Raw genomic sequence first — 21,747 nt, forward strand, 5'->3', positions numbered from 1 at the left:
TGGGGCCCCGGCGCGCCCGCCCGGATCCAGCGGCCGAGGGGGGCCCTGACACCCCCTGCTACGGTCGCCGCAGCACAGCTGTGTGCGGGCGGGTTCCGGGTCGCGGGGCCGGCATCGGCGAGAGGGGTGGCACGGTGGGCACGGACAGGGCCGGGCGGGCGTTCATCGGGTCGTTCACCACGGCGGGCGGGCGCGGGGTGACCGCGGTCGCCGTCGACGAGGAGACCGGGGCCCTGACCCCGCTCGGCTCGTCGGACCATGTCGCGAACCCCTCGTTCCTGGTCGCCTCGCCCGACGGAGCCGTCCTGTACGCCGTGGGGGAGAACGCCCACGGCACCGCCGCCGCCTTCGACATCAGGGACGACCTGCCCCGCCCGCTCGGCGAGCCCGTGCCGGTGGGGGGATCCGGCCCCACCCATCTCGACCTCGCCGCCGGGCACCTCCTCACCGCCAACTACGACTCCGGCAGCGTCACCGCGCTGCCCGTACTGCCCGGCGGCGGGCTCGGGCCCGCCGCGTCCGTCCTGGTCCACCAGGGCTCGGGGCCCGACCCCGACCGCCAGCGCGAACCGCACGCCCACCAGGTGCTCACGGACCCCAGCGGCCGCTGGATCGTCAGCGTCGACCTCGGCACCGACTCCGTACGCGTCTGCGCGCTCACCGAGGAGACCGGCGCCCTGAGTCTGCGCTCCGAGGCCGCGCTCCGGCCCGGCAGCGGCCCCCGCCACCTCGTCTTCCACCCCTCGGGCCGGCACGCCTACGTCCTCAACGAGCTGGCGCCGACGCTCACCGTGTGCCGCTGGGACGCGGCGGCAGGCATCCTCGAACCCCTCCATGAGGTGCCGGTCGTCGAGGACGCGGCGAGCGGCGAGATCTACCCCTCAGAGGTCGTCGTCGGCCACGACGGACGCTTTCTGTGGGCGGCCAACCGCGGACACGACTCGATCGCGGTCCTCGCGCTCGACCCGACGGGCGAGAAGGCCGCACTCGTCACCACCGTGGACTGCGGCGGCCACTGGCCGCGCGACCTCACCCTGGACCCCACGGGACGCCGTCTGTACGCGTCCAACGAGCGCTCCGGCGACGTGACCTGGTTCGACATCGACGCGGCGACCGGCGTGCCCACCCGCGTGGGCTCCCTCCAGGCGCCCGCGGCCTCCTGCGTGGTCTTCGTCTGACCGCGGTCGGCGACGCGACGGGGCCCGCACCGGTCATCGGTGCGGGCCCCGCCTCTTCACGTCGTACGAGCGGTCAGTGCGCCGGCGATCCCTGCGGCTGCGGGGTGATCCCCAGCGCGGCCGCGTACTTCGACAGGACCAGCTTGCCGATCGCCGGGTAGGCACCCAGCGCCTCGGCGACCGAGCACTCGGCTTCCTTGGCGGCGGCGTCGAGCAGCCCGTCGGTCACCTCCGGGCCGATCAGATACGGGGCGACGGCGAGCTGCGCCGAACCCGAGCCGCGCAGCTGTGCGGCCATCGCCGCGATCGCGCCCTCCTGGTCGAGCGCGGCGGCCATCACCGGCACGGCGAGACGCGCGGCGAGCAGCATGCCGGTGATCCCGGCGGCCTGCACGGCCTCCTCGCCGCCCACCGTCGCCAGGATGATGCCGTCGGCGGCGGTCGCCACCGTGAAGAGGCGGGCGCGGTCGGCGCGGGCCAAACCTGCCTCGGAGAGCCGCACGTGCAGGCCCTCCGCGAGCAGCGGGTGCGGGCCGAGCACATCGGTCAGCTCCGCGGCGGCACGGCTGTCCATGACGGCCTGCCGTATCCGGCGGATCAGGGCGCTGTCGGGACCCGCGAGCAGCGGGACCACCACGGCGGCCGGGCCCTGCGGGTCGGCGGCCTCGCGGCCCGCCGCGCGCGCCTGCTCGACGCGCGCGACGCGCTCGGCGGCGGTGTGGGCGAGCACGGCTTCGAGCGTGGGGTACTCGGCGGCCTCGGCCTCGGTGCTGTCCAGGTATCCGATGCGGGCGTGCAGGCCGGGCAGCTCGGAACGCGCGATGCTGATGACCTCCTCGGCCAGGCTGCGCACAGCCGGGCCGGGAGCGCCGGGAACGGCGAGAACGAGCGCGGGCGCGCCCTCCGGAGCAACCACCGGCTCCGGGCGGCGGTGCCGGCCGGACTGACGGGGCCGCGGCATTCGTACGGGCAGGCCGGATGCCGGCCCAGTGGGGGTGCTCATGGCGTCGCATGCTACTGGTTTTGCGTGGGCGGCTGTTCGGGGAGGGGACAGCTGCGCGGTATCTGCCCCGATATTCCCGGAGAGTGGCATAAAGATCAACTGTCCTGGTCTGTCTTGGCCCTCAGTCGGTCACGATCCACAACATGCGCTCATCCCGCGGCAGCCCCAGCTCCCCCTGCGCGAGCCCCGCCGCGATGGCCAGGGAACCCGCCAGCGGATCCCCGGCCGCCTCGACCGTGCGGGCGTACGGCAGTTGACGGTGGAGCTCCTCCCGCAGCGGTACGAGCAGGGGCTCGCCGAGCTTCAACAGGCCGCCGGTGAAGGCGATTTGCAGCTCCTCGTCGGCGCCGGCCGGCGGGCAGACCGCGGCGGCGGTGGCGACGATGTGCCGGGCCGCGTCCCGCAGAATGCCGGCGGCCACCGGGTCGCCCTCGGCGCAGGCCGCGACCTCGGGCGCGAACGAGGCCAGCACGGCGGCCCGGTCGTCGCGCGGATACAGCTTCCCCGGCAGCTCACCCGGGGCGCCGAAGACCGCCTTCAGGCGGGCGAGCAGCGCCGCCGAACCGTCCGGGCGGCCGTCGTGGCGGCGCAGGGCCGCGTCGAGGCCGGCCCGGCCGATCCAGGCGCCGCCCCCGCAGTCGCCGAGCAGATGCCCCCAGCCGTCGGCCCGCCGCCAGCCGGCCAGATCCGTGCCGAGCGCGATCATTCCGGTCCCGGCCGCGACCACCACCCCGGCCCGCCGGCCGAGCGCGCCCGCGTAGGCGGTGACCGCGTCGGCGGCCAGCGCGAGCGTGCGCACGCCCAGCGAACGCGCCAGGGCGCCCGGGAGTTCGGCCCGCAGCCCGTCCCCGAGCGTGGCCATCCCGGCCGCCCCGACCGCGACGGCCGCGATCCGTCGCGCTCCCGTGCGTACGCTCAACTCCTCCACGGCGGGCAGCAGTTGCTCCACCAGATGCGCGGCGTCGATCCCGGCGGGGCCGGTGCGTACCGGCTCCTTCGAGGTGACGACCTCGGCCGGGAAGGCCGCATCGGCCCGGCGCAGCGCGAACCGGACGCCGGAGCCTCCCGAGTCGACCCCGAGCACCCAGGGCGCGTCCCGGCCCGTCACGGCAGTCGCCAGTCGACCGGCTGGGCGCCCTGGCGTTGAAGAAGTTCGTTCGTACGGCTGAAGGGACGCGAGCCGAAGAAGCCGCGGTCGGCGGACATCGGGGAAGGATGCGCGGACTCGATCGCCGGCAGGTCGCCGAGCAGGGGACGCAGATTGCGGGCGTCCCTGCCCCACAGCACCGAGACGAGCGGGGTGCGGCGCGCGACCAGCGCCCGGATCGCCTGTTCGGTGACCTCTTCCCAGCCCTTGCCGCGGTGGGCGGCGGGCTTGCGGGGCGCCGTCGTGAGCGCCCTGTTGAGCAGCAGCACCCCTTGTCGCGTCCAGGGCGTGAGGTCGCCGTTGGACGGCCTCGGCAGCTCCAGGTCGGAGCCCAGCTCACGGAAGATGTTCTCCAGGCTGCCGGGCAGCGGCCGCACCTCGGGCGCCACCGAGAACGACAGGCCCACCGCGTGCCCCGGCGTCGGATACGGGTCCTGGCCGACGATCAGCACCCGCACCTCGTGGAAGGGCTGTTGGAAGGCCCGCAGCACATGTGCTCCGGAGGGCAGATAGGTGCGTCCTGCCGCGATCTCCTCCCGGAGGAAGTCGCCCATCGCGGCGATCCTTCCGGCCACGGGTTCCAGTGCGTCCGCCCAGCCGGGCTCGACGATCTCTTTCAACGGTCGTGCTGCCACGGCCGTCACTCTATCGGCGCACCACCCACCGCATGTGCGCCCCGGTCAACCGCACCCCGGTCAACCGATCACCGCCGCCCGCGCACAGAGCACGTCGGGCAGGTGCGAGGCGAGCAGCCGCCAGCTGTCGCCGTCGTCGGCGCTCGCGTACACCTCGCCGTTGCGGTTGCCGAAGTAGACGCCCGCGGGATCGGCGTCGTCGGTGCACAGCGCGTCGCGCAACACCGTGCCGTAGTGGGCCTCTTGGGGCAGACCCGCCGAGAGGGGTTCCCAGTTCTTGCCCGCGTCCTCGGTGCGAAAGACACGGCACTTGTTGTCGGCCGGCACCCGGTCGGAGTCGGCGGTGATCGGGAAGACATAGGCGGTGCCGCCCCGGCGGGGGTGGGTGGCGGTGGCGAAGCCGAACGTGGAGGGGAGGCCCGCGCCGATGTCCGTCCACTGCTCGCCGGCGTTGTCGCTGCGGTAGACGCCCCAGTGGTTCTGGAGATAGAGCCGGTCCGGGTCGGTGGGGTCCTGGGCGACCTTGTGGACGCACTGGCCGAACTCCGGGTTGGGGTCCGGCAGGAAGACCGCGGCGACCCCCTTGTTGGCGGGTGCCCAGCTCGCCCCGCCGTCCTGGGTGCGGAACACCCCCGCCGTGGAGACGGCGACCGTCAGGGCGCGGGCGTCCCGCGGGTCGGTGACGATGGTGTGCAGCCCCTCGCCCCCGCCACCGGGCACCCAGCGCGAACGCGTCGGGTGCTCCCACAGGGGCCGTACGAGTTCGAAGCTCTCGCCGCCGTCCTGCGAGCGGAACAGGGCGGCAGGTTCGGTGCCCGCGTACACGACGCCCGGGGCCTCGGGCCCCGCCGGGCGCAACTGCCACACCCGTTCCAGGGAGGTGCCGGTGAACTCGGGGAACTTCACCGCCGGTTGCTTCGGCTCGACCCAGCTGCGGCCCAGGTCGTCGGAGTGGAAGACGGACGGCCCCCAGTGCGCGCTGTCGCCACCCACCAGCAGCCGGGGGGCGGGGGAGTGCCGGGTGTCGATGGCGACGGAGTACACCGCCTGGGCGTTGAAGTGCGGTCCTTCGAACTCCCAGGACCCGCCCCGCCTTCGGCCCAGAAACAGTCCCTTGCGTGTACCCACGGTGAGCAGTACCTCGGTCATGCCGGTCCCTCCAAAACGCCGTTGTTCCGGATAGGGGCCAGTGTGCACCCAGCCACTGACAATGGCTTCCAGGCTTGAGGAATGGGCAGGTCAGAGCGGTTTTGTCACGGGCTTCGTCACGGCTTCGAGCAGATGGGGCAGAAAGCGTTCGGTGAGCGCCGCGGGTTGCAGCGCCTCGGGCTCGACATAACTCTGGCCGAGCGCGCCTTCACGCAGTGCGACCACGACCCGCACCAGATCGGTCAGCTCCCCGCGCGGCTCCAGGCCGGCCCGCGCCAGCAGGGCGCCGAGCAGGGCCGCCGCCTCCTCGCGCAGCCGGGCGTCGTGGTCGGCGAGCCGGGCGGCCGCCCCCGGGTTGCGGATCGCGTACAGGGTGAACTCGGTGGTCACCAGGAACCAGGTGCGCTCGTCGGGCTCGATGTGCGCGAGCAGCGCCGCGATCCGCTCCGGCGACAGGTCGCGGTCCTCGGTCCGCGCGGCGAGCTGGGCGATCCGCTCCAGTTCGCGGGCGGCGTGCGCGTCGAAGAGCGCGAAGAACAGCTCCTCCTTGGAGGAGAAGTTGGAGTAGAAGGCGCCGCGCGTATAGCCCGCGCGCCGGCAGATGTCCTCGATCCGGGCCGCCCCGAACCCGGACTCCGCGAACACCTCCAGCGCGGCGTCGAGCAACCGGGCCAGCGTCCTCGGCCGCCGCTTCGTCGTTCCCTTGGGCACTGCTCGCTCCCGGACCCTTGACAGCGCGTGTGCGCTCGGAAAGCATCCAAGCGCGTATCGGATACGTGAATGTATCCGATGGTGGCGCGCCCGGGGGCCCTCCCGGGCGAGTCCGGCAAACCCTTCAGGAGGAACGCTCATGACCGACTTCGTCACGGCTCCGGCCCCCGCCGAGGTGGTGGCGGGCGCGGCGGGACCGCTGCCCGAGGGGGTGACCGTGCCGATGCCGCCCACCTTCGAGGACGTGGCGCAGGAGCGCCGCTACCGCAAGGAGCAACTTGCCGCGGGCTTCCGGCTGTTCGGGCGCTTCGGCTTCTCGGAGGGCGTGGCCGGACACATCACCGTCCGGGACCCGGAGCACCCCGACCGGTTCTGGGTGAACCCGTTCGGCATGAGCTTCACCCGGATCAAGGCGTCCGACCTGATCCTGGTCGACCACGAGGGCAACCTGTTGCACGGCGCCCGCCCGGTGAACCGCGCCGCGTTCCTGATCCACGGCGCCGTCCACCGGGCGCGCCCGGACGCGGTGGCCGCCGCCCACGCGCACTCCCTGCACGGCAAGGCGTTCTCGTCCCTGGGCGTCCCCCTCGACCCGATCACCCAGGACGCCTGCGCCTTCTTCGAGGACCACGGCCTCTACAGCGACTACCGGGGTGTGGTCAGCGACGCGGAGGAAGGCAAGCGGATCGCGGCGGCGCTCGGCGCGTACAAGGCGGTGATCCTCCAGAACCACGGGCTGCTGACCGTCGGCCACTCGGTCGCCGAGGCGGTGTGGTGGTTCATCACCATGGAGCGCTCCTGCCAGGCCCAGCTCCTGGCGATGGCCGCCGGCACCCCGCGCCACATCGACCGCGAGACGGCGCTGCACACCCGGGGTCAGCTCGGCGGCCACTTCGCGGGCTGGTTCCAGGCCCAGCCGCTCTACGAGATGATCGCCGACAGCGACCCGGATCATGTCAACTAGCAGGCCCTGGAAGGAAGTTCGGGACCTCGCGCGGTCCCGAACTTCCGGGCGGACTCTTGCTCAGACCGAGCGGTGGTACTGGTCCGGCACCCGCACCTCGGCGCCGAGTTCACGGGCGGCCTGACGGGCCCAGGAGGGGTTGCGCAGGAGTTCGCGGCCCAGCAGGATCGCGTCCGCCTCGCCGTTGGCGAGGATCTTCTCCGCCTGCTCGGGCTCGGTGATCAGGCCGACGGCGGAGACCGCGAGCGGGCTCTCCCGGTGGACGCGCTCGGCGAACGGCACCTGGTAGCCGGGCCCGACCGGGATGCGGACGCCCGAGGCGTTGCCGCCGCTCGACACGTCGAGCAGGTCGACGCCGTGCTCCTTGAGCAGCCCTGCGAGGCGTACCGTCTCGTCGGGCGTCCAGCCGCCCTCGTCCAGCCAGTCGGTGGCCGAGACGCGGAAGAGGAGCGGCAGCTCCTCGGGCCACACCGCCCTTATGGCGTCGGTGACTTCGAGCGCGAAGCGGGTGCGGTTCTCGAACGAGCCGCCGTACCGGTCGGTGCGCCGGTTGGAGTGCGGGGAGAGGAACTGGCCGATCAGATAGCCGTGCGCGCCGTGGATCTCGACGACCTTGAAACCGGCGTCCAGGGCCCGGCGGGCCGCGGCCGCGAACTCGCCGACCACGGACTGGATCTGATCAACCGTCAGTTCGGTGGGGACGGTGTGGCGCTCGTCCCACGCCACCGGGCTCGGCCCCAGCGGCTGCCAGCCCTCCTCGCTGTCCGGCGCCAGCGGGGCGCCACCGTGCCAGGGCCGGTCCGTGGAGGCCTTGCGGCCGGCGTGTGCGAGCTGGATGCCGGGGACCGTGCCCTGGCTCTCCAGGAACGTGGTGATCCGGCGCAGCGCCGCGACCTGGGTGTCGTTCCAGATGCCCAGGTCCGCGGGGGAGATGCGGCCCTCGGGGCTGACGGCGGTGGCCTCCACCAGGATCAGACCCGTGCCACCGGTGGCGCGGGCGGCGTAGTGGGCGAAGTGCCAGTCGTTGGCCACGCCCGCGTTCGGCCCGAAGACCTCGGCCGAGTACTGGCACATCGGAGCCATCCAGACCCGGTTGGGGACGGTCAGGGACCGCAGGGTGAAGGGTTCGAAGAGGGCACTCGCAGCAGCCACGGCATACTCCAGTCGAAACGGCCCGAGGCACCGGTGCGGTGCCGGGATCGCTTCGTACGATAACTCTCGTAGTACGGGGGATGTCAAACTACGACGGTCCTCGTACAATGAACGCGTGACCACCGTGACGAACACCCGTGAACTCGCCCACCCGGAGCGCGACGAGATCCGCCTGGAGGGCATCCTGCACGCGCTGTCCGACCCGATGCGGATGCGGGTCGTGCGGGCGCTCGCCACCACCGAGGGCGAGCTCTCCTGCTCCTACTTCGTGCTGCCCGTCACCAAGTCGACGACCACCCACCACTTCCGCGTCCTGCGCGAGAGCGGTGTGATCCGGCAGGTCTACCGGGGCACCGCCAAGATGAACGGCCTGCGCCGAGACGACCTCGACGCCCTCTTCCCCGGACTCCTCGACAGCGTGCTGGACGCCGCGGGCAGGCAGGCCGGGCGCCTCGGTGACGGCGTCTGACGGCGGTATGCCTCAGCCCGCGTCGCCCGAGGCCGCGAGGAGCCCGTCCCAGTCGGGGATCTTCACCGAGCGGCGCCCCAGCGAGTGACCGAGCTCGGCCTCCGCCCGTTCGATCGCCAGCCAGCCCCGCCAGGTCACCGGGCGCAGCCCCAACTCCCGCAGCGCGTCCAGGGGTTCGGCCGCGACCGTGCGGTCGGCCAGCTGCGACGCGTCCGCGAGGAGCGAGCTCACCGTCTCCTTGGCGCAGGGCCGGTTGGTGCCGATGACGCCCGTGGGGCCGCGCTTGATCCAGCCCGCCACGTACTCGCCCGGCGACGCGGCCCCCGCGCGCAGGACCCGGCCCGCCGCGTGCGGCACGGTCCCGGTCGCGGGATCGAAGGGGAGACCCATCGGCGGCACCCCGAGATAGCCGACGGCGCGCAGCACCAGGTGCGCCTCGATGTCCTCGTACGTCCCCGTGCCGATGACCCCGCCGCTGCCGTCCGGCGTCGTCCGTTCGAAACGGACCGCTCCCACCCTGCCGTCCCGCTCCAGGATCTCCACGGGCCGCAGATAGAACCGCAGGTGCAGCGCCCGCGCGCCGGGCCGCGCCGCGCGACCCACCCAGCCGCGCATCACCTCCACGTTGCGCCGCACCGGGCCCGGCAGCGCGGCCGGATCGACGAAGTCCGGGTCCCGGGCCAGTTCGTCGACGCGCACCGTGACGTCCGCCCCCGGCAGGCCGCCCAGCTCGCGCAGCTCCTTGGTGGTGAAGCGGGCCTGGGAGGGGCCGCGCCGGGCCGCCATGTGTACCTCGCGCACCCGGCTGACGGCGAGCGCGCCGAGCGCGGACTGCGGCACGTCGGTGGAGCGCAGCTCGTCCGCGCCGCGCGCCAGCATGCGCGCCACGTCCACCGCCACATTGCCCGCGCCGATCACCACGGCCGAACGGGCGCCCAGCACGAAGCCGCCCGGGTCGCTGTCGGGATGCGCGCTGTACCAGGAGACGAACTCGGTCGCGGAGAAACTGCCCGGGAGCTCCTCGCCGGGAATCCCCAGGTGCCGGTCGGACTTGGCGCCGACGCAGTACACCACCGCGTGATAGAGCCGCAGCAACAGCTCCGGCGAGACGCCGCCCGGACCGACCTCGACATGTCCGAGGAAACGGACCCGGTCGTCCTCCAGCACCGTACGGAGGTTGTTCTGGAGCGACTTGATCTTCTCGTGGTCCGGGGCGACGCCGTAGCGGACCAGGCCGTACGGGCACGGCAGCCGGTCCAGGACGTCCACCCGGACCTCCGTCACCGCGCTCTGCTCCACCAGGCTCTGGGCGGTGTAGACACCGCTGGGCCCGGATCCGACGACGGCGATGCGCAGCATGGCGGGTGCTCCTCGGGGAGAGAGAACCGCGGAAACCGCAGGGCCTTCAGGATGGCACCGCCGTGCGCACGGCGGATAGACCTGCGCCGCCGGTCAGGGGACGGGCCCGGCGCCCACCGGCCGGGGAGGGGCGCGGAGGTCAGGGGACCGGCACCGGCGGGTCGCCCAGCTCCCAGTCCAGGCCGTACCGCTGGAACAGCTCGGCCCGCAGCTTCACCGCGTCCATCGGGGCGCCCGGCAGCAGCGCGGCGAAGACCGCCCCCATCAGGTTGGCCCGCAGCAGCGGGTACTCGGTGTCCACGTCCCGGGCGCCGTACCGCTCGACGGTGTCCCGCAGCAGGGCCGCGAGGCGCTGCTGCTCCGGGCACCGCACGAAGCCCTGGGCTTGCAGGATCCCCGCCATGTGGGCCCGCATGAGGACCGGCTGCTCATGGGTGAGCCCGAGGATCGCGTCGATCGCCCGGGCCAGCCGTTCGCGCCCGTCGGACGTCCGGGGCTCGCGCTCCAGGCCCGCCTCCAGGGTCAGGTGCATCAGCCGGTGCACCGCGGACTGGAGCAGTTGGCGTTTGCCCGGGAAGTAGTACGACACCAGGCCGCGGGCCGAACCGGCGCGGTCCGCGATGTCCCCGAGGGTCGTCGCCTCGTAGCCGCGTTCCGCCACCAGCTCCACCGTGGCTTGCAGCAGCCGCTCGCGAGAACGTCTGCGCAGTTCTTCATTGACCGATGCGCTGCGCGGGGACATGCTGTAACTCCTGCGTTGACTGGCTCTGAGCCAATATACTCAGGCTGTCGCGGGGCGGTACCCCTTCGCCGGGGACCGACCTGCGCGTGGGCTGCTCGTTCGGGGTGACGCGGGGGATCACCCCGGACGGGTGGCCCCTTTCTTCCGCCCTTCTTCCGGCCTCAGCGGCCGTCCTCGGCCAGCGCGAGGACCGGGAGCAGTGCGTCCGGGCGCTCGTCCGCCGGCAGATGGTCCACGAAGTGCACCGCACAGCCGAGGGCCGCCGCGCCGCCGTCCGCCCGCCGGTCGTCGCCCACCATCACCACCTCGGCCGGCTCCAGGCCGATCGCCTCGCACGCCGCCCGGAACAACCGCTCGTCGGGCTTCTGCACCCCGTGCTCGAAGGACAGCAGATACGCGTCGACGAAGTCGTCCAGGCCGTGCGCACGGAAGACCGGCCGCAGGTCCCAGCCGATGTTGCTGACCACGCCGACCTTGACGCCGCGCTCCCGCAGCGCGGCGAGCACCGGCTTGGTGTCCGGGTAGGGACGCCACGCCTCCGGGGTCATGTGGCGGTCGTAGAGCAGGTCGTACAGGCGCGGATCGGGCAGCTCCACCTCGCCGGCCAGACCCGTGTACGTCCGGCGATGCAACTCGCAGTCCTTGTCGCGCACGCCCCACAGCTCGGTGAGCCGCTCGGGCATCCGCAGCGGGTTGGCGCCGCCGGGCAGGGCGCCGAACTCCTCCAACTCCCGTGCGCAGCGGGCGAATTCAGCCGCGGGCAGCGTGATGCCGCACTCGTCGAGCGCGGCGGAAAGCCAGTCGCTCACCGGCTCGACGCGAAAGAGGGTGCCGGAGAAGTCGAAGAGAACGCCCTTGATCGTCATGTTCGCGATCCTCGCCTGTTCACGGAGCCCGGTTCAAGACCCAGCGGCGGTGGGCCGCCGCGCTCAGCGTGACGATCGCCACCCCCAGCAGCCAGCCGCCCAACACGTCGGAGAACCAGTGCACGCCCAGGAAGAGCCGGGTGAACCCCACGCCGAGCGCGGAGACCACCCCGACCGCGAGGACGGTCCCGCGCACCGCGCGCCCCGCCCCGTGCAGCGAGAGCAGCCACACGATCAGCCCGAAGGCGACCGTCGCGGTGAGGGCGTGGCCGGAGGGGAAGGCGGCGAAACCGGCGGAGTCCACCGGGTCGGGCCAGCGCGGCCGGTCCCGGCCCACGGCCGCCTTCATCCCCTGCTGCACGGCCGTGCCGAGGGCGCTGGTCGCCGCGACCCACAGCGCGAGCAGCCGCTCGCCGCGCCGCAGCAGCACGGCGACGACCACCGCGAGCAGGGCCCGCATCGCCCAGGGATCCCACACCCAGTCGCTCAGGATCCGCAGGGCGTGGGTGAGACCGAGGTCGGCGACGGCCCGGCGGTGCAGCCCCTGCGCGATCGCCCGGTCCAACGACGTCAACGGGCTCCACCCCGCCACCACCAGAGCGAGCAGCACCGCGGCGAGCGCGAGACAGAGGAGTCCGGCGCGCAGGGGCGCGGCCGGGCGGGAGCGGGCCTCGGGGGCGGTGAGCAGCATGGGGATGATCCAAGCCGATCCGGCCGGGCGCGGCTAGGGCCTGTCCGGCGGATCTGGTCGTCGTCGGGGTGCCTTGGCCTTGTGGTGCTGGTGAGCGGGGGGCTGGTGCGTCTAGCTGCAAGGCGGAGGAGGGCGGCGACGCGGAGCGTCGGCAACCGACGACAACGCCGCAGATGGGCGTGGCAGCCCCCCGCGTCCCAGACAAGATCCGCCGGACAGGCCCTAGCCCAGCGCGTGCAGCCCGGGCACGAAGGCGACGACCAGCGGCACGGCGGGAACGAGCGCGGCGTACGCGGTCAGCCGCAGCCGGCGGCTCGCGGACAGCCGGGGGGCCGCGGACAGCAACCGGTGGACCCGCTGCGGGAGTTGACCGTCCGGCGCGGGACAGGGCCCGAACACCCCGCGGTGCTCGTTGAGTTCGACCAGGGCGAGCGCGATGGTGAGGCGGCCGAAGCGACGCGACGCCACGTCGTCGGCGGCCAACTCCACCAGGCGGTGCATCTCGTCGCGGAACGCGGCGAACACCGGCACCTGGGGGAACCCGCGGGCGAGCGCCCCCGCGCAGTGCAGCAGCCAGTCGTGGCGGGCCCGGGCGTGCCCGACCTCGTGGGCGAGCACCGCATCGAGTTGATGGCCCTTCAGACGCTGAAGTGCCGCTGTGGTGATGACCAGTTGGGGCGTCTGGCCGGGCAGCCACCAGGCGTCGGGCCGCGCCGCCTCCAGGACCACCAGACGCTCGCCCGAGGGCTCCTCGCCGGGCAGCAGCGGCGAGCGCAGGCGCAGCTCCGCGCGGCGCCGACGACGCCTGGCCCAGCTGTCCCGGATCTCCCGGGTGAGCATCGCCCCGGTCCAGGCGCCACCGAGGAAGAGCACCACCGCGAGCGCCGCCGACCACGGGCCGTACGGGCCCAGCGCATACGCCTCGACCACCGCCCGGGGCGCGGGCGCGAAGACCTGGCCGCGCACGGTCCGCCAGGCCGACGCGGCACTGAGGACCATCGCGAGCCCGAAGCAGAGCAGCACCGCCGCCACCGCGCACTGCCACACCCACAGCGCCACCACCGGCTCGCGCTCGACCCAGTCGGCGCGGGCGAGCAGCCGCGGCGCGGCGACGGCGGACACCAGGCCGAGCACCAGCAACGCGAGGGAGACCGTCATGGTCTCAGCCTATGAGCGGGGCCGCCGTCATAGGTATGTCCGCGACCACCAAGTGACGTATGCCACGATCGGCCCGGGCGTCGGGCCCGCCGGGGGGCTCAGACCGTCACCAGCATGGCCAGCATGGCGATCCCCATCGACAGGCGGCAGGCCAGCGCCAGTTCGGGCCGCGCGCCCCAGGTGAGGGTCGCGCCCGGCGCTCCCGCGGCCGCGCCGGGCAGCAGCCGGGCGCCCGTCGACAGGACGTACCCCGCGAAGTACACGAGCAACACCCCGGTCAGGAGCGGGACACCGCCCGCGGCGTGCCCCGCGTGCCCGGCCTGTGCACCGGCCCCACCGGCCGGCGGTGTCATCGCCAGCGCCATGTAGACCATCGCCAGGGAACCCACCACATGGTGCAGATGGTGCGCGCCGCCCCACGCGAGCCACAGGGCGCGCAGCGCGGCGCCGCCGAAGACCACCGCGTACCCCGTCAGCATCCACGGCGGTGGCGCCAGGAAGGCGGCGGGCACGGCCATCGCGGCCATCCCGAACCCCATCACCGCCTCGCCGCCCGCCGCCCGCCGGGCTCGCGCGGAGCCGCTGCGCATGCGCAGCAGACAGTACGAGCCCGTCGCCGCGCACAGCGCGACGAGCAGCCAGCCGGGCAGCACCGGACCGTGCACGGCGTACCTCCCCGCTCGATGTGACGCCCTGCCGACGAGTCGATGCCCGTCGACGGGGCCGCATACGCGGGCGCAGGGACACACAAGGGGAGCGCGCGGGGGATCTTCGCCGGTCAGGAGCCGGTCAGGAGCGGGTGCGGAGCCCGGTGGCGGGGCGGTCCGGCGGGACGGGGTGCCGCCGGACGCCGTCCGGTCTTCAGGGGCGGTAGCGCAGCGGGTGGTCGGCGGGGACCTCCACGACGGCGATCCGCACCCCGTCGGGGTCCTCGATCCACATCTCGATGAGCCCCCACGGCTCGCGCACCGGTGGCCGCGCGATCACCACCCCGCGCGCCACGAGCTCCTCGTGCGTCGCGGTCACATCGGCGACCTGGAGCCACAGCTGGAGTCCCGGAGCGGGCGGCTGCTCGGCGCGGCCGGACACCTCCAGGAAGCCGCCGCCGAGGAAGTACACCGTGCCGCGTTCGGGCCCCGTGCCGAACTCGCGGTAGACGGGCAGCCCCAGACGCTCGCCGTAGAAGGCCCGCGAACGCTCGGGGTCGGTGGGGCGCAGAAGGGTCCGACTGCTCAGTACATGCACCATGACAGGGGACCCTAGGGCCTGTCCGGCGGATCTGGCCGCCGGGTTAGGCTCGGGTGGCCGCCCCAGCGCAATCGATCAGCAGGGAGACCGCACGATGGACACCGCCCGCCGCGCCGACGCGGAGCTGACCTACCGGGACGCCACGGAAGCCGACATCGAGGCGCTGGTCCCGCTCATCGAGTCGGCCTACCGCGGCGACTCCAGCCGGGCCGGATGGACCACCGAGGCCGACATCCTCGAAGGTCAGCGCACCGACCCCGAGGGCGTGCGCGCGGTCATCACGGCACCCGCCAGCAAGCTCCTCACCGTGTGGCTCGACGACGCGCTCGTGGCGTGCTGCCAGCTCGAACACCGCGGTGAGGCCGCCTACTTCGGCATGTTCGCGGTGTCTCCCGCGCTTCAGGGCGCGGGCCTCGGCAAGCGGATCATCGCCGAGGCCGAGCGCGTCGCGCGGGTCGAGTGGCGGGTGCGCGAGATGCACATGACCGTGATCTCGGTGCGCGAGGAGCTGATCGCCTTCTACGAGCGGCGCGGCTACCGCCGTACGGGAAAGCTGACGCCCTTCCCGTACGGCGACGAGCGCTTCGGGCTGCCGCAGCGCGACGACCTCGCGTTCGAGCTGCTGGTCAAGGAACTGGCCTGAGCCGAGGCGCGGGCCGGCCCAGGACTCGACCGGGCCGGGAGCCGGGCGCGACGCTCACGCCGTGAAGCGGCCGGTGCGACGGATCTCCGGGTGGTCGGTCGTCGCGCCGTCCAGTTGCAGGGCGCGGACGAGACGCAGATGGTCCTGGGTGTTGACGGTCCAGCCGATCACCTTGAGCCCTGCGGCATGGGCCCGTTCGACCGTCTCCAGGGTGATCCGTTCGAGGCTCAGGACCAGGCTCCCGGCGCCGACGGCGCGCGCCCGGTCCAGGAGGTCGGGGCCCCAGTCGTCGTCGACGAGCCCGGTGCGCAGGCCCGGTACCAGCGCGGCGATCTCGGCGAGCGCCGCGTCGTGGAACGAGAGGACCTCCACCCGGCCCACCAGGTCCCGCCGCAGGATCACCTCGGCGAGCGCGCGGCCAGCGGCGGGGTCCTTGATCTCTGCCTGGATCGGGGTCTTCACCGCGTCGAGCACTTCCTCGAACACGGGGACGCGCTCGCCCTGCCCGGCGTCCAGCTCCCGCAGCTCGGCCAGGGTCAGCTCCCCGATGGGGCCCGTGCCGTCCGTGGTGCGGTCGACCTCGGCGTCGTGCATGACGACGAGGGCGCCGTCCTTGCTGAGGTGCAGATCGAGTTCGATGACGTCCATGCCCGCGCGTTCCGCGCGGATGAAGGAACGCAGGGTGTTCTCCGGTTCGACACCCATGACCCCGCGATGACCGATGGTGAGGAACGTCAAGACAGGCCTCGCTTCCGTCGACGGCGGTATGCGCGCGCGATGCGGTCCCGTGCCCGCGCGGCAGCCGCAGCCTAACGGCCCGCCACCGCAACGGACCCCGGCACGCGGGGCGCATCGGAGTCGTCCGCGCGGGTTGACGCGATCCCGAGGACGAGACCGGTGATCAGGGCTGCGACAAGGACGGCGCGGGTACTCACGGGCGCGGCTCCGGGGTGCGGTCGGCGGTCTGGGGGAGTCCGTCCTACCTGTGCGCACCCCGCGCGGGCCAACCCGCGTCACTCGCCCGTGGGCGATTCCTTTCGCCCTTGACGCGCCCGCCGGCCGGACCTCATCCGGGACCGGGCCATCCGTCGTGGCTGACCGGAATCGCACCCCGGGGCGGCGCCAGACGGTCCAGGTCGGCGAGCATCGCCCTCGCGAGCTCCAGCTCGGCCAGCTCCCGCAGCTCGCTCCAGCGCAGCGCGATCCTTGGATGCGCCCACTCCGCGTGGTCCTCGGCGCGGGCCAGCGCGGCCCGCACCTGCCGCAACTCGGCCTCGGTGCGCGCCAGATGCTCCTCGACCAGCGCGCGCAGCCGCTCCGGCGCCGCCAGGTGCCCGAGCCAGATCCGCAGCACCAGGGGGTGCTTGAGCACCGGGGGGCCCACGTCCTGCGTCGAGTCGGCCCAGGCGGCGAGCGCGGCGCGGCCCGCCTCGGTGATCGCGTACCGCCGCTTGGTGCGCGGCTCCTCCGGTCCCGAGCGGCGCGAGGTGGCGTACCCGAGCGTCTCCAGGCGGCGCAGCTCGGCGTAGATCTGGCTGATCGCGGGTGACCAGTAGAAGAAGCGCAGCGAGGCGTCGGCCCACTTCTTGAGCTCGTAGCCGGTCCGTTCGCCGGGGAACGAGAGCAGCCCGAGGACCGCCCAGGCCGTCGGCGGCAGCGGCCGTGGGGGTTCTTGCTCGCTGGGGATCTGACGACTGGGCATAGGGCGAATTGAAGTGAGCGCGGCACCTGGAAACAACCCCCGAAGGGCCCGTGAGATGCTCCGTGATCTTCGTCGTGGCGTTGGCGGATCGCACCGGACGGCCGCCTTCCGGTAGTGACCCCGCTCACCATCTTCGCCGTAGCCATTAGCCGTGCCATTGCGCTGGCACAGGAAGATGAGCGGCGCAACGCAAACATCACAGGATAATTTGTTGAGCTTCCTCTTGAGGGAAAGAACCGAACACGGATACGGTGTCTTGACGCTAGGTTCTCCTGTGGAGGAAGTGACATGACGGAAATTCTTGTGCAGGACCCGGCCGTGGGGGGCGCAAGTGCCGACCGGCGGGTGGTCGACCACCCCGCGTGGACCGCGCTCAAGAATGCCGTCGAGGAGATCCGGCCCTGGCAGTCCAAGGACGGCTCGATCGACTTCGACGCCGAGGGCGCCCCGCCCCGCGCCGTCGTCGAGGCCACCCTCGACCAGGTGATCGCCGCTGTCGAGCAGCTCTCCCCGCTGCTGCCGCACGACGCGGCCTACCACCGCGCCATCGTCGGCGACCTGCGCAAGTGGGCGGACAGTGCCTTCGACGTGCCGGACTTCCTGGACTCGTTGATGAGCTTCCACCCGGCCGCCGACCGCGCCGACGGGCTCCAGCGCCTGGTGCTCTTCCCCATGTACACGCAGAACGGCAACCCCGACCGCAACCTCGAAGCGGTCGTGCTGCGCATGGTCTGGCCCGAGTGGCTCGCCGAGCTGGAGGCGACCCGCTACGACAACCCGCTGTTCTGCGGCATCACCTTCGAGGACTTCACCTCGGGCTACGACACCCACTCGGCGGTGCTGTTCCCCGAGACCATCGCCGTGCGCGAAGCCCCCGAGCGCTTCACCTGGGGCGGCATCTTCTGCGACCGCGAGGCGGCCCGGTTCCGTGCCGTCACCGAGGCGTCCGTGGACATCCTGGGTCTCCAACTCCCCGATGACATCCGGGAGATGGTGGCCGACCAGGAGCGCTGCGAGAAGGCGTTCGTGCTCTGGGACATGGTCCACGACCGCACCCACAGCCACGGCGACCTGCCGTTCGACCCCTTCATGATCAAGCAGCGCCAGCCGTTCTGGATGTACGGCCTCGAAGAGCTGCGCTGCGACCTCACCGCCTTCAAGGAGGCCGTGAAGCTGGAGGCCGAGGGCAACCAGCACGGCCGCGACGTCCAGTACGCCGTGCTCTTCGACCGGATGTTCCGCTTCCCGGTCTCCGGCGACCGCGTCCGCAACTACGACGGGCTCGGCGGCCAGCTCCTCTTCGCCTACCTGCACAAGCACGACGTCGTGCGCTGGACCGACAACAAGCTGCACATCGACTGGGACCGCGCCCCGCAGGTCACCAACCAGCTGTGCGCCGAGATCGAGAAGCTCTACCGCGACGGCATCGACCGGCCGAAGCTGGTCCACTGGTTCGCCGCGTACGACCTGGTCTCCACCTACCTCGCCCCGCACCCGGGATCGCGCTGGGCCAAGGGTCCCGACGCCCTGGACCTGACGCAGCCGCCCCGCAAGCTCGTCGACGACGTGCTTCCGGACGAGTTTCCGCTCAGCATGTTCTATGAGGCGCTCTCCAAGAAGCTGAAGAACGTGATCGCCTCCACCAAGGGGATCACCGCCGCTTCCGCTCCGGCCGGGGCCGCCGCGTGAGCTCTCGTACGGACGGTTCGGAAGGGGCGAGGAAGATGAACAACGGACCTCTCAACGGGGCAGTCGTCGCCGTCGCGGGAGCGGCGGGACCCGCCGGGCGGGCCGCGCTGCTGCGGCTCGCCGAAGCGGGCGCCGTCGTCGTCGGCGCCGACGCGGACCCGGAACGCCTGGCCGAGGCCGTGGACGCGGCGCGGTACGCCCACGGCGGGGCCACCGTCACCGGCGACACCGTGGACCTGCTCGACCTCCAGGCCACCCGCGACTGGGCCGAGCGCACCCAGAAGGAGTTCGGGCGCATCGACGGCCTGGTCCACCTCGTCGGCGGCTGGCGCGGCAGCGCCTCCTTCCCGGAGACGGATCTGGCCGACTGGGACCTCCTGGAGAAGCTGCTGATCAAGACCGTGCAGCACACCTCGCTCGCCTTCCACGACGGGCTGCTGCGCAGTGACCGGGGCCGCTTCGTCCTGGTCAGCCAGTCCGGTGCGCACAAGCCCACCGCGAACAACGCCGCCTACAACGCCGGCAAGGCCGCCGCCGAGGCGTGGACGCTGGCGCTCGGGGACGCCTTCCGCAAGGCGGGGGGCGAGGACGGTCCGCAGGCCGCTGCTGCGATCCTGGTGATCAAGGCATTGGTGCACGACGCGATGCGCGCCGAGCGACCCAATGCGAAGTTCGCGGGCTTCACCGATGTCACGGAGCTGGCCGACGCCATCGCCGGAGTGTGGGACAAGCCCGCCCAGGAAGTGAACGGACAGCGCCTGTGGCTGACCCCCAAGCCGTGAGGACGGACGCGCGAGCCCACCACGACCCGGCGGTGCGCGGCTTCGCCAGCGACAACTACGCCGGCGCGCACCCCGAAGTCCTCGCCGCCCTCGCCCTCGCCAACGGCGGTCATCAGATCGCCTACGGCGAGGACGACTACACCGAGCACCTTCAGCGCGTCATGCACAGCCACTTCGGCGCGGGCGCCCAGGCCTACCCGGTCTTCAACGGGACGGGCGCCAACGTCACGGCGCTCCAGGCGCTGACCGACCGCTGGGGTGCCGTGGTGTGCGCCGACACCGCCCACATCAACGTGGACGAGGGCGGAGCGCCCGAGCGCATGGCCGGCCTGAAGCTGCTCACGGTGACGACGCCCGACGGCAAGCTGACGCCGGAGCTCATCGACCGGCAGGCCTGGGGCTGGGAGGACGAGCACCGCGCGATGCCGCAGGTCGTCTCGATCACCCAGAACACCGAGCTGGGCACGGTCTACACGCCCGACGAGATCAAGGCCATCTGCGACCACGCCCATGAGCGCGGAATGAAGGTCCACCTCGACGGCGCGCGGATATCCAACGCGGCCGCCTCGCTGAACGTGCCGATGCGTACGTTCACCAACACGGTCGGCGTGGACGTCCTGTCGTTCGGCGGCACCAAGAACGGGATGCTGTTCGGCGAGGCGATCGTCGTGCTCAACCCGGACGCGGTCCACCAGATGAAGCACATCCGCAAGATGTCGATGCAGCTCGCCTCCAAGATGCGCTTCGTATCGGTGCAGTTGGAGGCCCTGCTCGCCAAGGACCTGTGGCTGCGCAACGCCCGCCACGCCAACGCCATGGCCCAGCGCCTGGCCGAGGGGGTGCGCCAGGTCGACGGCGTGGAGATCCTGCACGCGGTGCAGGCCAACGCGGTGTTCGCCCGGCTCCCGCACGACGTCAGTGAGCGGCTCCAGAAGCGCTACCGGTTCTATTTCTGGGACGAGAAGGCCGGCGACGTCCGGTGGATGTGCTCCTTCGACACCACCGAGGACGACGTGGACGGCTTCCTGCTGGCGCTGAAGGAAGAAATGGCGCGCTAGCCGATCGCTCTCGCCTGAATACTTATGCGGTCGACCGTAAAGGCATTGACTTGCGGTCGGCCGCGTTCGTACGCTCGCATGCCATGCAGCTCATTCAGCGCAACCCCCAACTCTCCGCCTATCTGGTGGCGGACGATGTCGTCGATCATCGGCACCCGCTGGTGCGCGAGACGGCCGCCCGGCTCGCCGCCGGAACCCACGACGCATACACATACGCCGAGGCTGCCTACACCTTCGTACGGGACGAGATCACGCACTCCCAGGACTCGGGCGACCTGGCGGTGACCTGGCGGGCCTCCGACGTCCTGGCCCGGGGCACCGGCATCTGCTGCGCCAAGTCCCATGCGCTGGCCGCCCTGCTGCGGGCCGAGGGGATCCCGGCCGCGTTCTGCTACCAGCGGCTCGCCGACGACGACGGCTCCCGCCCCTTCGTGCACGGCCTCGTGGCGCTCCGGCTGCCCGGGTCGGACCTCTGGGCGCGCGTCGACGCGCGGGGCAACAAGCCCGGGGTGGACGCCCGGTTCTCGCTCGACGAGGAGCGGCTCGCGTGGCGGGCGCGGCCCGAGTTCAGTGAAGTGGACTACCCGGTGCTTTACGATGTACCTCATGAGGCGGTCCTGCGGGCCCTGAAAACCGCACCCGACCGGCCGTCGCTGTGGCCGATCTACCCGACCGAACTGTGAGGCACCACCGACCATGACGCTCGCACTCACCGTGTCCGACGACGTCCGGGCCCTCGCGCCGGGCTTCACCCATGTCGTCGTCGAGGCGTCCGGACTCGTCAACGCGCCCAGCGACGCGGCGAGTTCGGCCCTGCTCGACGACGCCGCGCGACGCCTCGCCGGGCGGCTGGCGGGCCGGGCCCCGCACGAGGACCCGCACCTCGCCGCCTGGCGCGCGACGTACACCGCCTTCGGCTCCAAGCCGAACCGCACCCGCAACTCGGCGGAAGCGCTCGCCAGGCGGGCCCTCGCCGACGGCGGGCTGCCGCGGGTCAACCGGCTCGTGGACGTCTACAACGCGATCAGCGTCGCCCACCTGGTGCCGGTCGGCGGCGAGGACGCCGACCGCATTCAAGGCGCGATGCGCCTGGTGCGGGCCGCCGGCCAGGAGCCGTTCCACACCGTCGCGGGCGGCGAGGCGGTCATCGAGCACCCGGACGCGGGCGAAGTGGTGTGGTGCGACGACGAGGGCGTCACCTGCCGCCGCTGGAACTGGCGTCAGGGAGTGCGCACCAGGCTCACCGAGGAGTCGGTGGAGGCACTCTTCCTTCTGGAAGGCATGGCCCCGCACTGCGACCTGGCCGCCGCCGGGGCCGAACTGGCCGAGCAATTGGAGAAGTTCAGCCCCGGGGCGCGGATCACGGTCCGCGCCCCGGTCGCCGCCTGCGGACAGGCGTGA

General features: G+C 72.6%; 24 protein-coding genes. 9 read left to right on the forward strand and 15 right to left on the reverse strand.

The window, feature by feature from the left end; all coding sequences use genetic code 11:
- Positions 1–134 precede the first annotated feature (134 nt).
- Positions 135–1,178, forward strand: coding sequence for a lactonase family protein (locus tag DWB77_RS32365; protein ID WP_120725651.1), 1,044 nt, complete (start codon positions 135–137; stop codon positions 1,176–1,178).
- 73 nt (positions 1,179–1,251) lie between these two features.
- Here DWB77_RS32365 and DWB77_RS32370 read toward each other — a convergent pair whose 3' ends face one another.
- The 5 genes from DWB77_RS32370 to DWB77_RS32390 all read right to left on the reverse strand — a co-directional run bounded on the left by DWB77_RS32370 (position 1,252) and on the right by DWB77_RS32390 (position 5,823).
- Complete coding sequence (locus DWB77_RS32370; RefSeq protein WP_120725653.1) at positions 1,252–2,181, reverse strand: sirohydrochlorin chelatase; 930 nt, start codon at positions 2,179–2,181, stop codon at positions 1,252–1,254.
- Between the two features lie 121 nt (positions 2,182–2,302).
- Positions 2,303–3,289, reverse strand: a complete 987-nt coding sequence (locus DWB77_RS32375; RefSeq protein WP_120725654.1) for an N-acetylglucosamine kinase — start codon at positions 3,287–3,289, stop codon at positions 2,303–2,305.
- Complete coding sequence (locus DWB77_RS32380; protein ID WP_120728484.1) at positions 3,286–3,963, reverse strand: uracil-DNA glycosylase; 678 nt, start codon at positions 3,961–3,963, stop codon at positions 3,286–3,288. The genes DWB77_RS32375 and DWB77_RS32380 overlap by 4 nt, the downstream gene beginning before the upstream one ends.
- Before the next feature lie 60 nt (positions 3,964–4,023).
- Positions 4,024–5,112 (reverse strand): WD40/YVTN/BNR-like repeat-containing protein, encoded by a 1,089-nt coding sequence (locus tag DWB77_RS32385; RefSeq protein ID WP_120725656.1) that lies wholly within the window; start codon positions 5,110–5,112, stop codon positions 4,024–4,026.
- A 90-nt stretch (positions 5,113–5,202) separates the two neighbouring features.
- Positions 5,203–5,823 carry a TetR/AcrR family transcriptional regulator gene (locus DWB77_RS32390; RefSeq protein ID WP_120725658.1) on the reverse strand — a complete coding sequence of 207 codons (621 nt, stop codon included), beginning with the start codon at positions 5,821–5,823 and terminating at the stop codon, positions 5,203–5,205.
- Positions 5,824–5,962: 139 nt separating this feature from the next.
- On the opposite strand from DWB77_RS32390, the gene DWB77_RS32395 reads away from it, so the two are divergent.
- Positions 5,963–6,787, forward strand: coding sequence for a class II aldolase/adducin family protein (locus DWB77_RS32395; RefSeq protein WP_120725659.1), 825 nt, complete (start codon positions 5,963–5,965; stop codon positions 6,785–6,787).
- A gap of 60 nt (positions 6,788–6,847) precedes the next feature.
- Here the strand turns inward: DWB77_RS32395 and DWB77_RS32400 are convergent, their stop codons facing one another.
- Positions 6,848–7,939 carry an NADH:flavin oxidoreductase/NADH oxidase gene (locus DWB77_RS32400; RefSeq protein WP_281280058.1) on the reverse strand — a complete coding sequence of 364 codons (1,092 nt, stop codon included), beginning with the start codon at positions 7,937–7,939 and terminating at the stop codon, positions 6,848–6,850.
- Positions 7,940–8,054: 115 nt separating this feature from the next.
- On the opposite strand from DWB77_RS32400, the gene DWB77_RS32405 reads away from it, so the two are divergent.
- Positions 8,055–8,408 (forward strand): ArsR/SmtB family transcription factor, encoded by a 354-nt coding sequence (locus DWB77_RS32405; RefSeq protein WP_120725661.1) that lies wholly within the window; start codon positions 8,055–8,057, stop codon positions 8,406–8,408.
- 12 nt (positions 8,409–8,420) lie between these two features.
- Here DWB77_RS32405 and DWB77_RS32410 read toward each other — a convergent pair whose 3' ends face one another.
- From DWB77_RS32410 to DWB77_RS32440, 7 genes are all read right to left on the reverse strand, one after another.
- Positions 8,421–9,767, reverse strand: a complete 1,347-nt coding sequence (locus tag DWB77_RS32410) for an FAD-dependent oxidoreductase (RefSeq protein ID WP_120725663.1) — start codon at positions 9,765–9,767, stop codon at positions 8,421–8,423.
- 139 nt (positions 9,768–9,906) lie between these two features.
- Positions 9,907–10,509, reverse strand: a complete 603-nt coding sequence (locus DWB77_RS32415; protein ID WP_120725665.1) for a TetR/AcrR family transcriptional regulator — start codon at positions 10,507–10,509, stop codon at positions 9,907–9,909.
- Between the two features lie 161 nt (positions 10,510–10,670).
- Positions 10,671–11,375: an HAD family hydrolase gene (locus tag DWB77_RS32420; protein ID WP_120725667.1), complete on the reverse strand. Its 705-nt coding sequence runs from the start codon at positions 11,373–11,375 to the stop codon at positions 10,671–10,673.
- Between the two features lie 19 nt (positions 11,376–11,394).
- Positions 11,395–12,066 carry a phosphatase PAP2 family protein gene (locus DWB77_RS32425; protein ID WP_120725669.1) on the reverse strand — a complete coding sequence of 224 codons (672 nt, stop codon included), beginning with the start codon at positions 12,064–12,066 and terminating at the stop codon, positions 11,395–11,397.
- Between the two features lie 222 nt (positions 12,067–12,288).
- Positions 12,289–13,224 (reverse strand): M56 family metallopeptidase, encoded by a 936-nt coding sequence (locus DWB77_RS32430; RefSeq protein WP_120725671.1) that lies wholly within the window; start codon positions 13,222–13,224, stop codon positions 12,289–12,291.
- 98 nt (positions 13,225–13,322) lie between these two features.
- The gene (locus DWB77_RS32435; protein ID WP_120725673.1) at positions 13,323–13,889 is read right to left on the reverse strand and encodes a DUF5134 domain-containing protein; all 567 of its coding nucleotides are present in this window, start codon (positions 13,887–13,889) and stop codon (positions 13,323–13,325) included.
- Positions 13,890–14,085: 196 nt separating this feature from the next.
- Complete coding sequence (locus tag DWB77_RS32440; RefSeq protein WP_120725675.1) at positions 14,086–14,472, reverse strand: VOC family protein; 387 nt, start codon at positions 14,470–14,472, stop codon at positions 14,086–14,088.
- 94 nt (positions 14,473–14,566) lie between these two features.
- On the opposite strand from DWB77_RS32440, the gene DWB77_RS32445 reads away from it, so the two are divergent.
- On the forward strand, positions 14,567–15,115 hold the full coding sequence (locus tag DWB77_RS32445; protein ID WP_120725677.1) for a GNAT family N-acetyltransferase: 549 nt from the start codon (positions 14,567–14,569) through the stop codon (positions 15,113–15,115).
- A gap of 54 nt (positions 15,116–15,169) precedes the next feature.
- Here the strand turns inward: DWB77_RS32445 and DWB77_RS32450 are convergent, their stop codons facing one another.
- Both DWB77_RS32450 and DWB77_RS32455 read right to left on the reverse strand, forming a co-directional pair.
- Positions 15,170–15,853, reverse strand: a complete 684-nt coding sequence (locus tag DWB77_RS32450; protein ID WP_120725679.1) for a glycerophosphodiester phosphodiesterase — start codon at positions 15,851–15,853, stop codon at positions 15,170–15,172.
- Between the two features lie 328 nt (positions 15,854–16,181).
- A complete protein-coding gene (locus tag DWB77_RS32455; RefSeq protein WP_120725681.1) occupies positions 16,182–16,817 on the reverse strand; it encodes a PadR family transcriptional regulator in 636 nt (211 codons plus the stop codon).
- A gap of 288 nt (positions 16,818–17,105) precedes the next feature.
- Here DWB77_RS32455 and DWB77_RS32460 point away from each other — a divergent pair, with 288 nt between their 5' ends.
- The 5 genes from DWB77_RS32460 to DWB77_RS32480 all read left to right on the forward strand — a co-directional run bounded on the left by DWB77_RS32460 (position 17,106) and on the right by DWB77_RS32480 (position 21,747).
- Positions 17,106–18,506 carry a DUF6421 family protein gene (locus tag DWB77_RS32460; RefSeq protein WP_120725682.1) on the forward strand — a complete coding sequence of 467 codons (1,401 nt, stop codon included), beginning with the start codon at positions 17,106–17,108 and terminating at the stop codon, positions 18,504–18,506.
- Positions 18,507–18,541: 35 nt separating this feature from the next.
- The gene (locus DWB77_RS32465; protein WP_120725683.1) at positions 18,542–19,288 is read left to right on the forward strand and encodes an SDR family oxidoreductase; all 747 of its coding nucleotides are present in this window, start codon (positions 18,542–18,544) and stop codon (positions 19,286–19,288) included.
- Positions 19,285–20,346, forward strand: coding sequence for a threonine aldolase family protein (locus DWB77_RS32470; RefSeq protein ID WP_174248659.1), 1,062 nt, complete (start codon positions 19,285–19,287; stop codon positions 20,344–20,346). Before DWB77_RS32465 ends, DWB77_RS32470 begins: the two co-directional genes overlap by 4 nt.
- Before the next feature lie 83 nt (positions 20,347–20,429).
- The gene (locus DWB77_RS32475; protein ID WP_120725687.1) at positions 20,430–21,029 is read left to right on the forward strand and encodes a transglutaminase-like domain-containing protein; all 600 of its coding nucleotides are present in this window, start codon (positions 20,430–20,432) and stop codon (positions 21,027–21,029) included.
- A 13-nt stretch (positions 21,030–21,042) separates the two neighbouring features.
- Positions 21,043–21,747 carry a B3/B4 domain-containing protein gene (locus DWB77_RS32480; RefSeq protein WP_120725689.1) on the forward strand — a complete coding sequence of 235 codons (705 nt, stop codon included), beginning with the start codon at positions 21,043–21,045 and terminating at the stop codon, positions 21,745–21,747.

Origin of the sequence: Streptomyces hundungensis (assembly GCF_003627815.1) — a bacterium.
In the GTDB taxonomy this organism is placed as follows: domain Bacteria; phylum Actinomycetota; class Actinomycetes; order Streptomycetales; family Streptomycetaceae; genus Streptomyces; species Streptomyces hundungensis_A.

What these genes read in the sequence shown, in the direction of transcription:
- DWB77_RS32370 (WP_120725653.1), bottom strand. Translation starts at nt 2,181, where the DNA reads ATGAGCACCCCCACTGGGCCGGCATCCGGCCTGCCCGTACGAATGCCG.
- DWB77_RS32385 (WP_120725656.1), bottom strand. Translation starts at nt 5,112, where the DNA reads ATGACCGAGGTACTGCTCACCGTGGGTACACGCAAGGGACTGTTTCTG.
- DWB77_RS32395 (WP_120725659.1), top strand. Translation starts at nt 5,963, where the DNA reads ATGACCGACTTCGTCACGGCTCCGGCCCCCGCCGAGGTGGTGGCGGGC.
- DWB77_RS32410 (WP_120725663.1), bottom strand. Translation starts at nt 9,767, where the DNA reads ATGCTGCGCATCGCCGTCGTCGGATCCGGGCCCAGCGGTGTCTACACC.
- DWB77_RS32415 (WP_120725665.1), bottom strand. Translation starts at nt 10,509, where the DNA reads ATGTCCCCGCGCAGCGCATCGGTCAATGAAGAACTGCGCAGACGTTCT.
- DWB77_RS32420 (WP_120725667.1), bottom strand. Translation starts at nt 11,375, where the DNA reads ATGACGATCAAGGGCGTTCTCTTCGACTTCTCCGGCACCCTCTTTCGC.
- DWB77_RS32425 (WP_120725669.1), bottom strand. Translation starts at nt 12,066, where the DNA reads ATGCTGCTCACCGCCCCCGAGGCCCGCTCCCGCCCGGCCGCGCCCCTG.
- DWB77_RS32430 (WP_120725671.1), bottom strand. Translation starts at nt 13,224, where the DNA reads ATGACGGTCTCCCTCGCGTTGCTGGTGCTCGGCCTGGTGTCCGCCGTC.
- DWB77_RS32440 (WP_120725675.1), bottom strand. Translation starts at nt 14,472, where the DNA reads ATGGTGCATGTACTGAGCAGTCGGACCCTTCTGCGCCCCACCGACCCC.
- DWB77_RS32445 (WP_120725677.1), top strand. Translation starts at nt 14,567, where the DNA reads ATGGACACCGCCCGCCGCGCCGACGCGGAGCTGACCTACCGGGACGCC.
- DWB77_RS32455 (WP_120725681.1), bottom strand. Translation starts at nt 16,817, where the DNA reads ATGCCCAGTCGTCAGATCCCCAGCGAGCAAGAACCCCCACGGCCGCTG.
- DWB77_RS32460 (WP_120725682.1), top strand. Translation starts at nt 17,106, where the DNA reads ATGACGGAAATTCTTGTGCAGGACCCGGCCGTGGGGGGCGCAAGTGCC.
- DWB77_RS32465 (WP_120725683.1), top strand. Translation starts at nt 18,542, where the DNA reads ATGAACAACGGACCTCTCAACGGGGCAGTCGTCGCCGTCGCGGGAGCG.
- DWB77_RS32475 (WP_120725687.1), top strand. Translation starts at nt 20,430, where the DNA reads ATGCAGCTCATTCAGCGCAACCCCCAACTCTCCGCCTATCTGGTGGCG.
- DWB77_RS32480 (WP_120725689.1), top strand. Translation starts at nt 21,043, where the DNA reads ATGACGCTCGCACTCACCGTGTCCGACGACGTCCGGGCCCTCGCGCCG.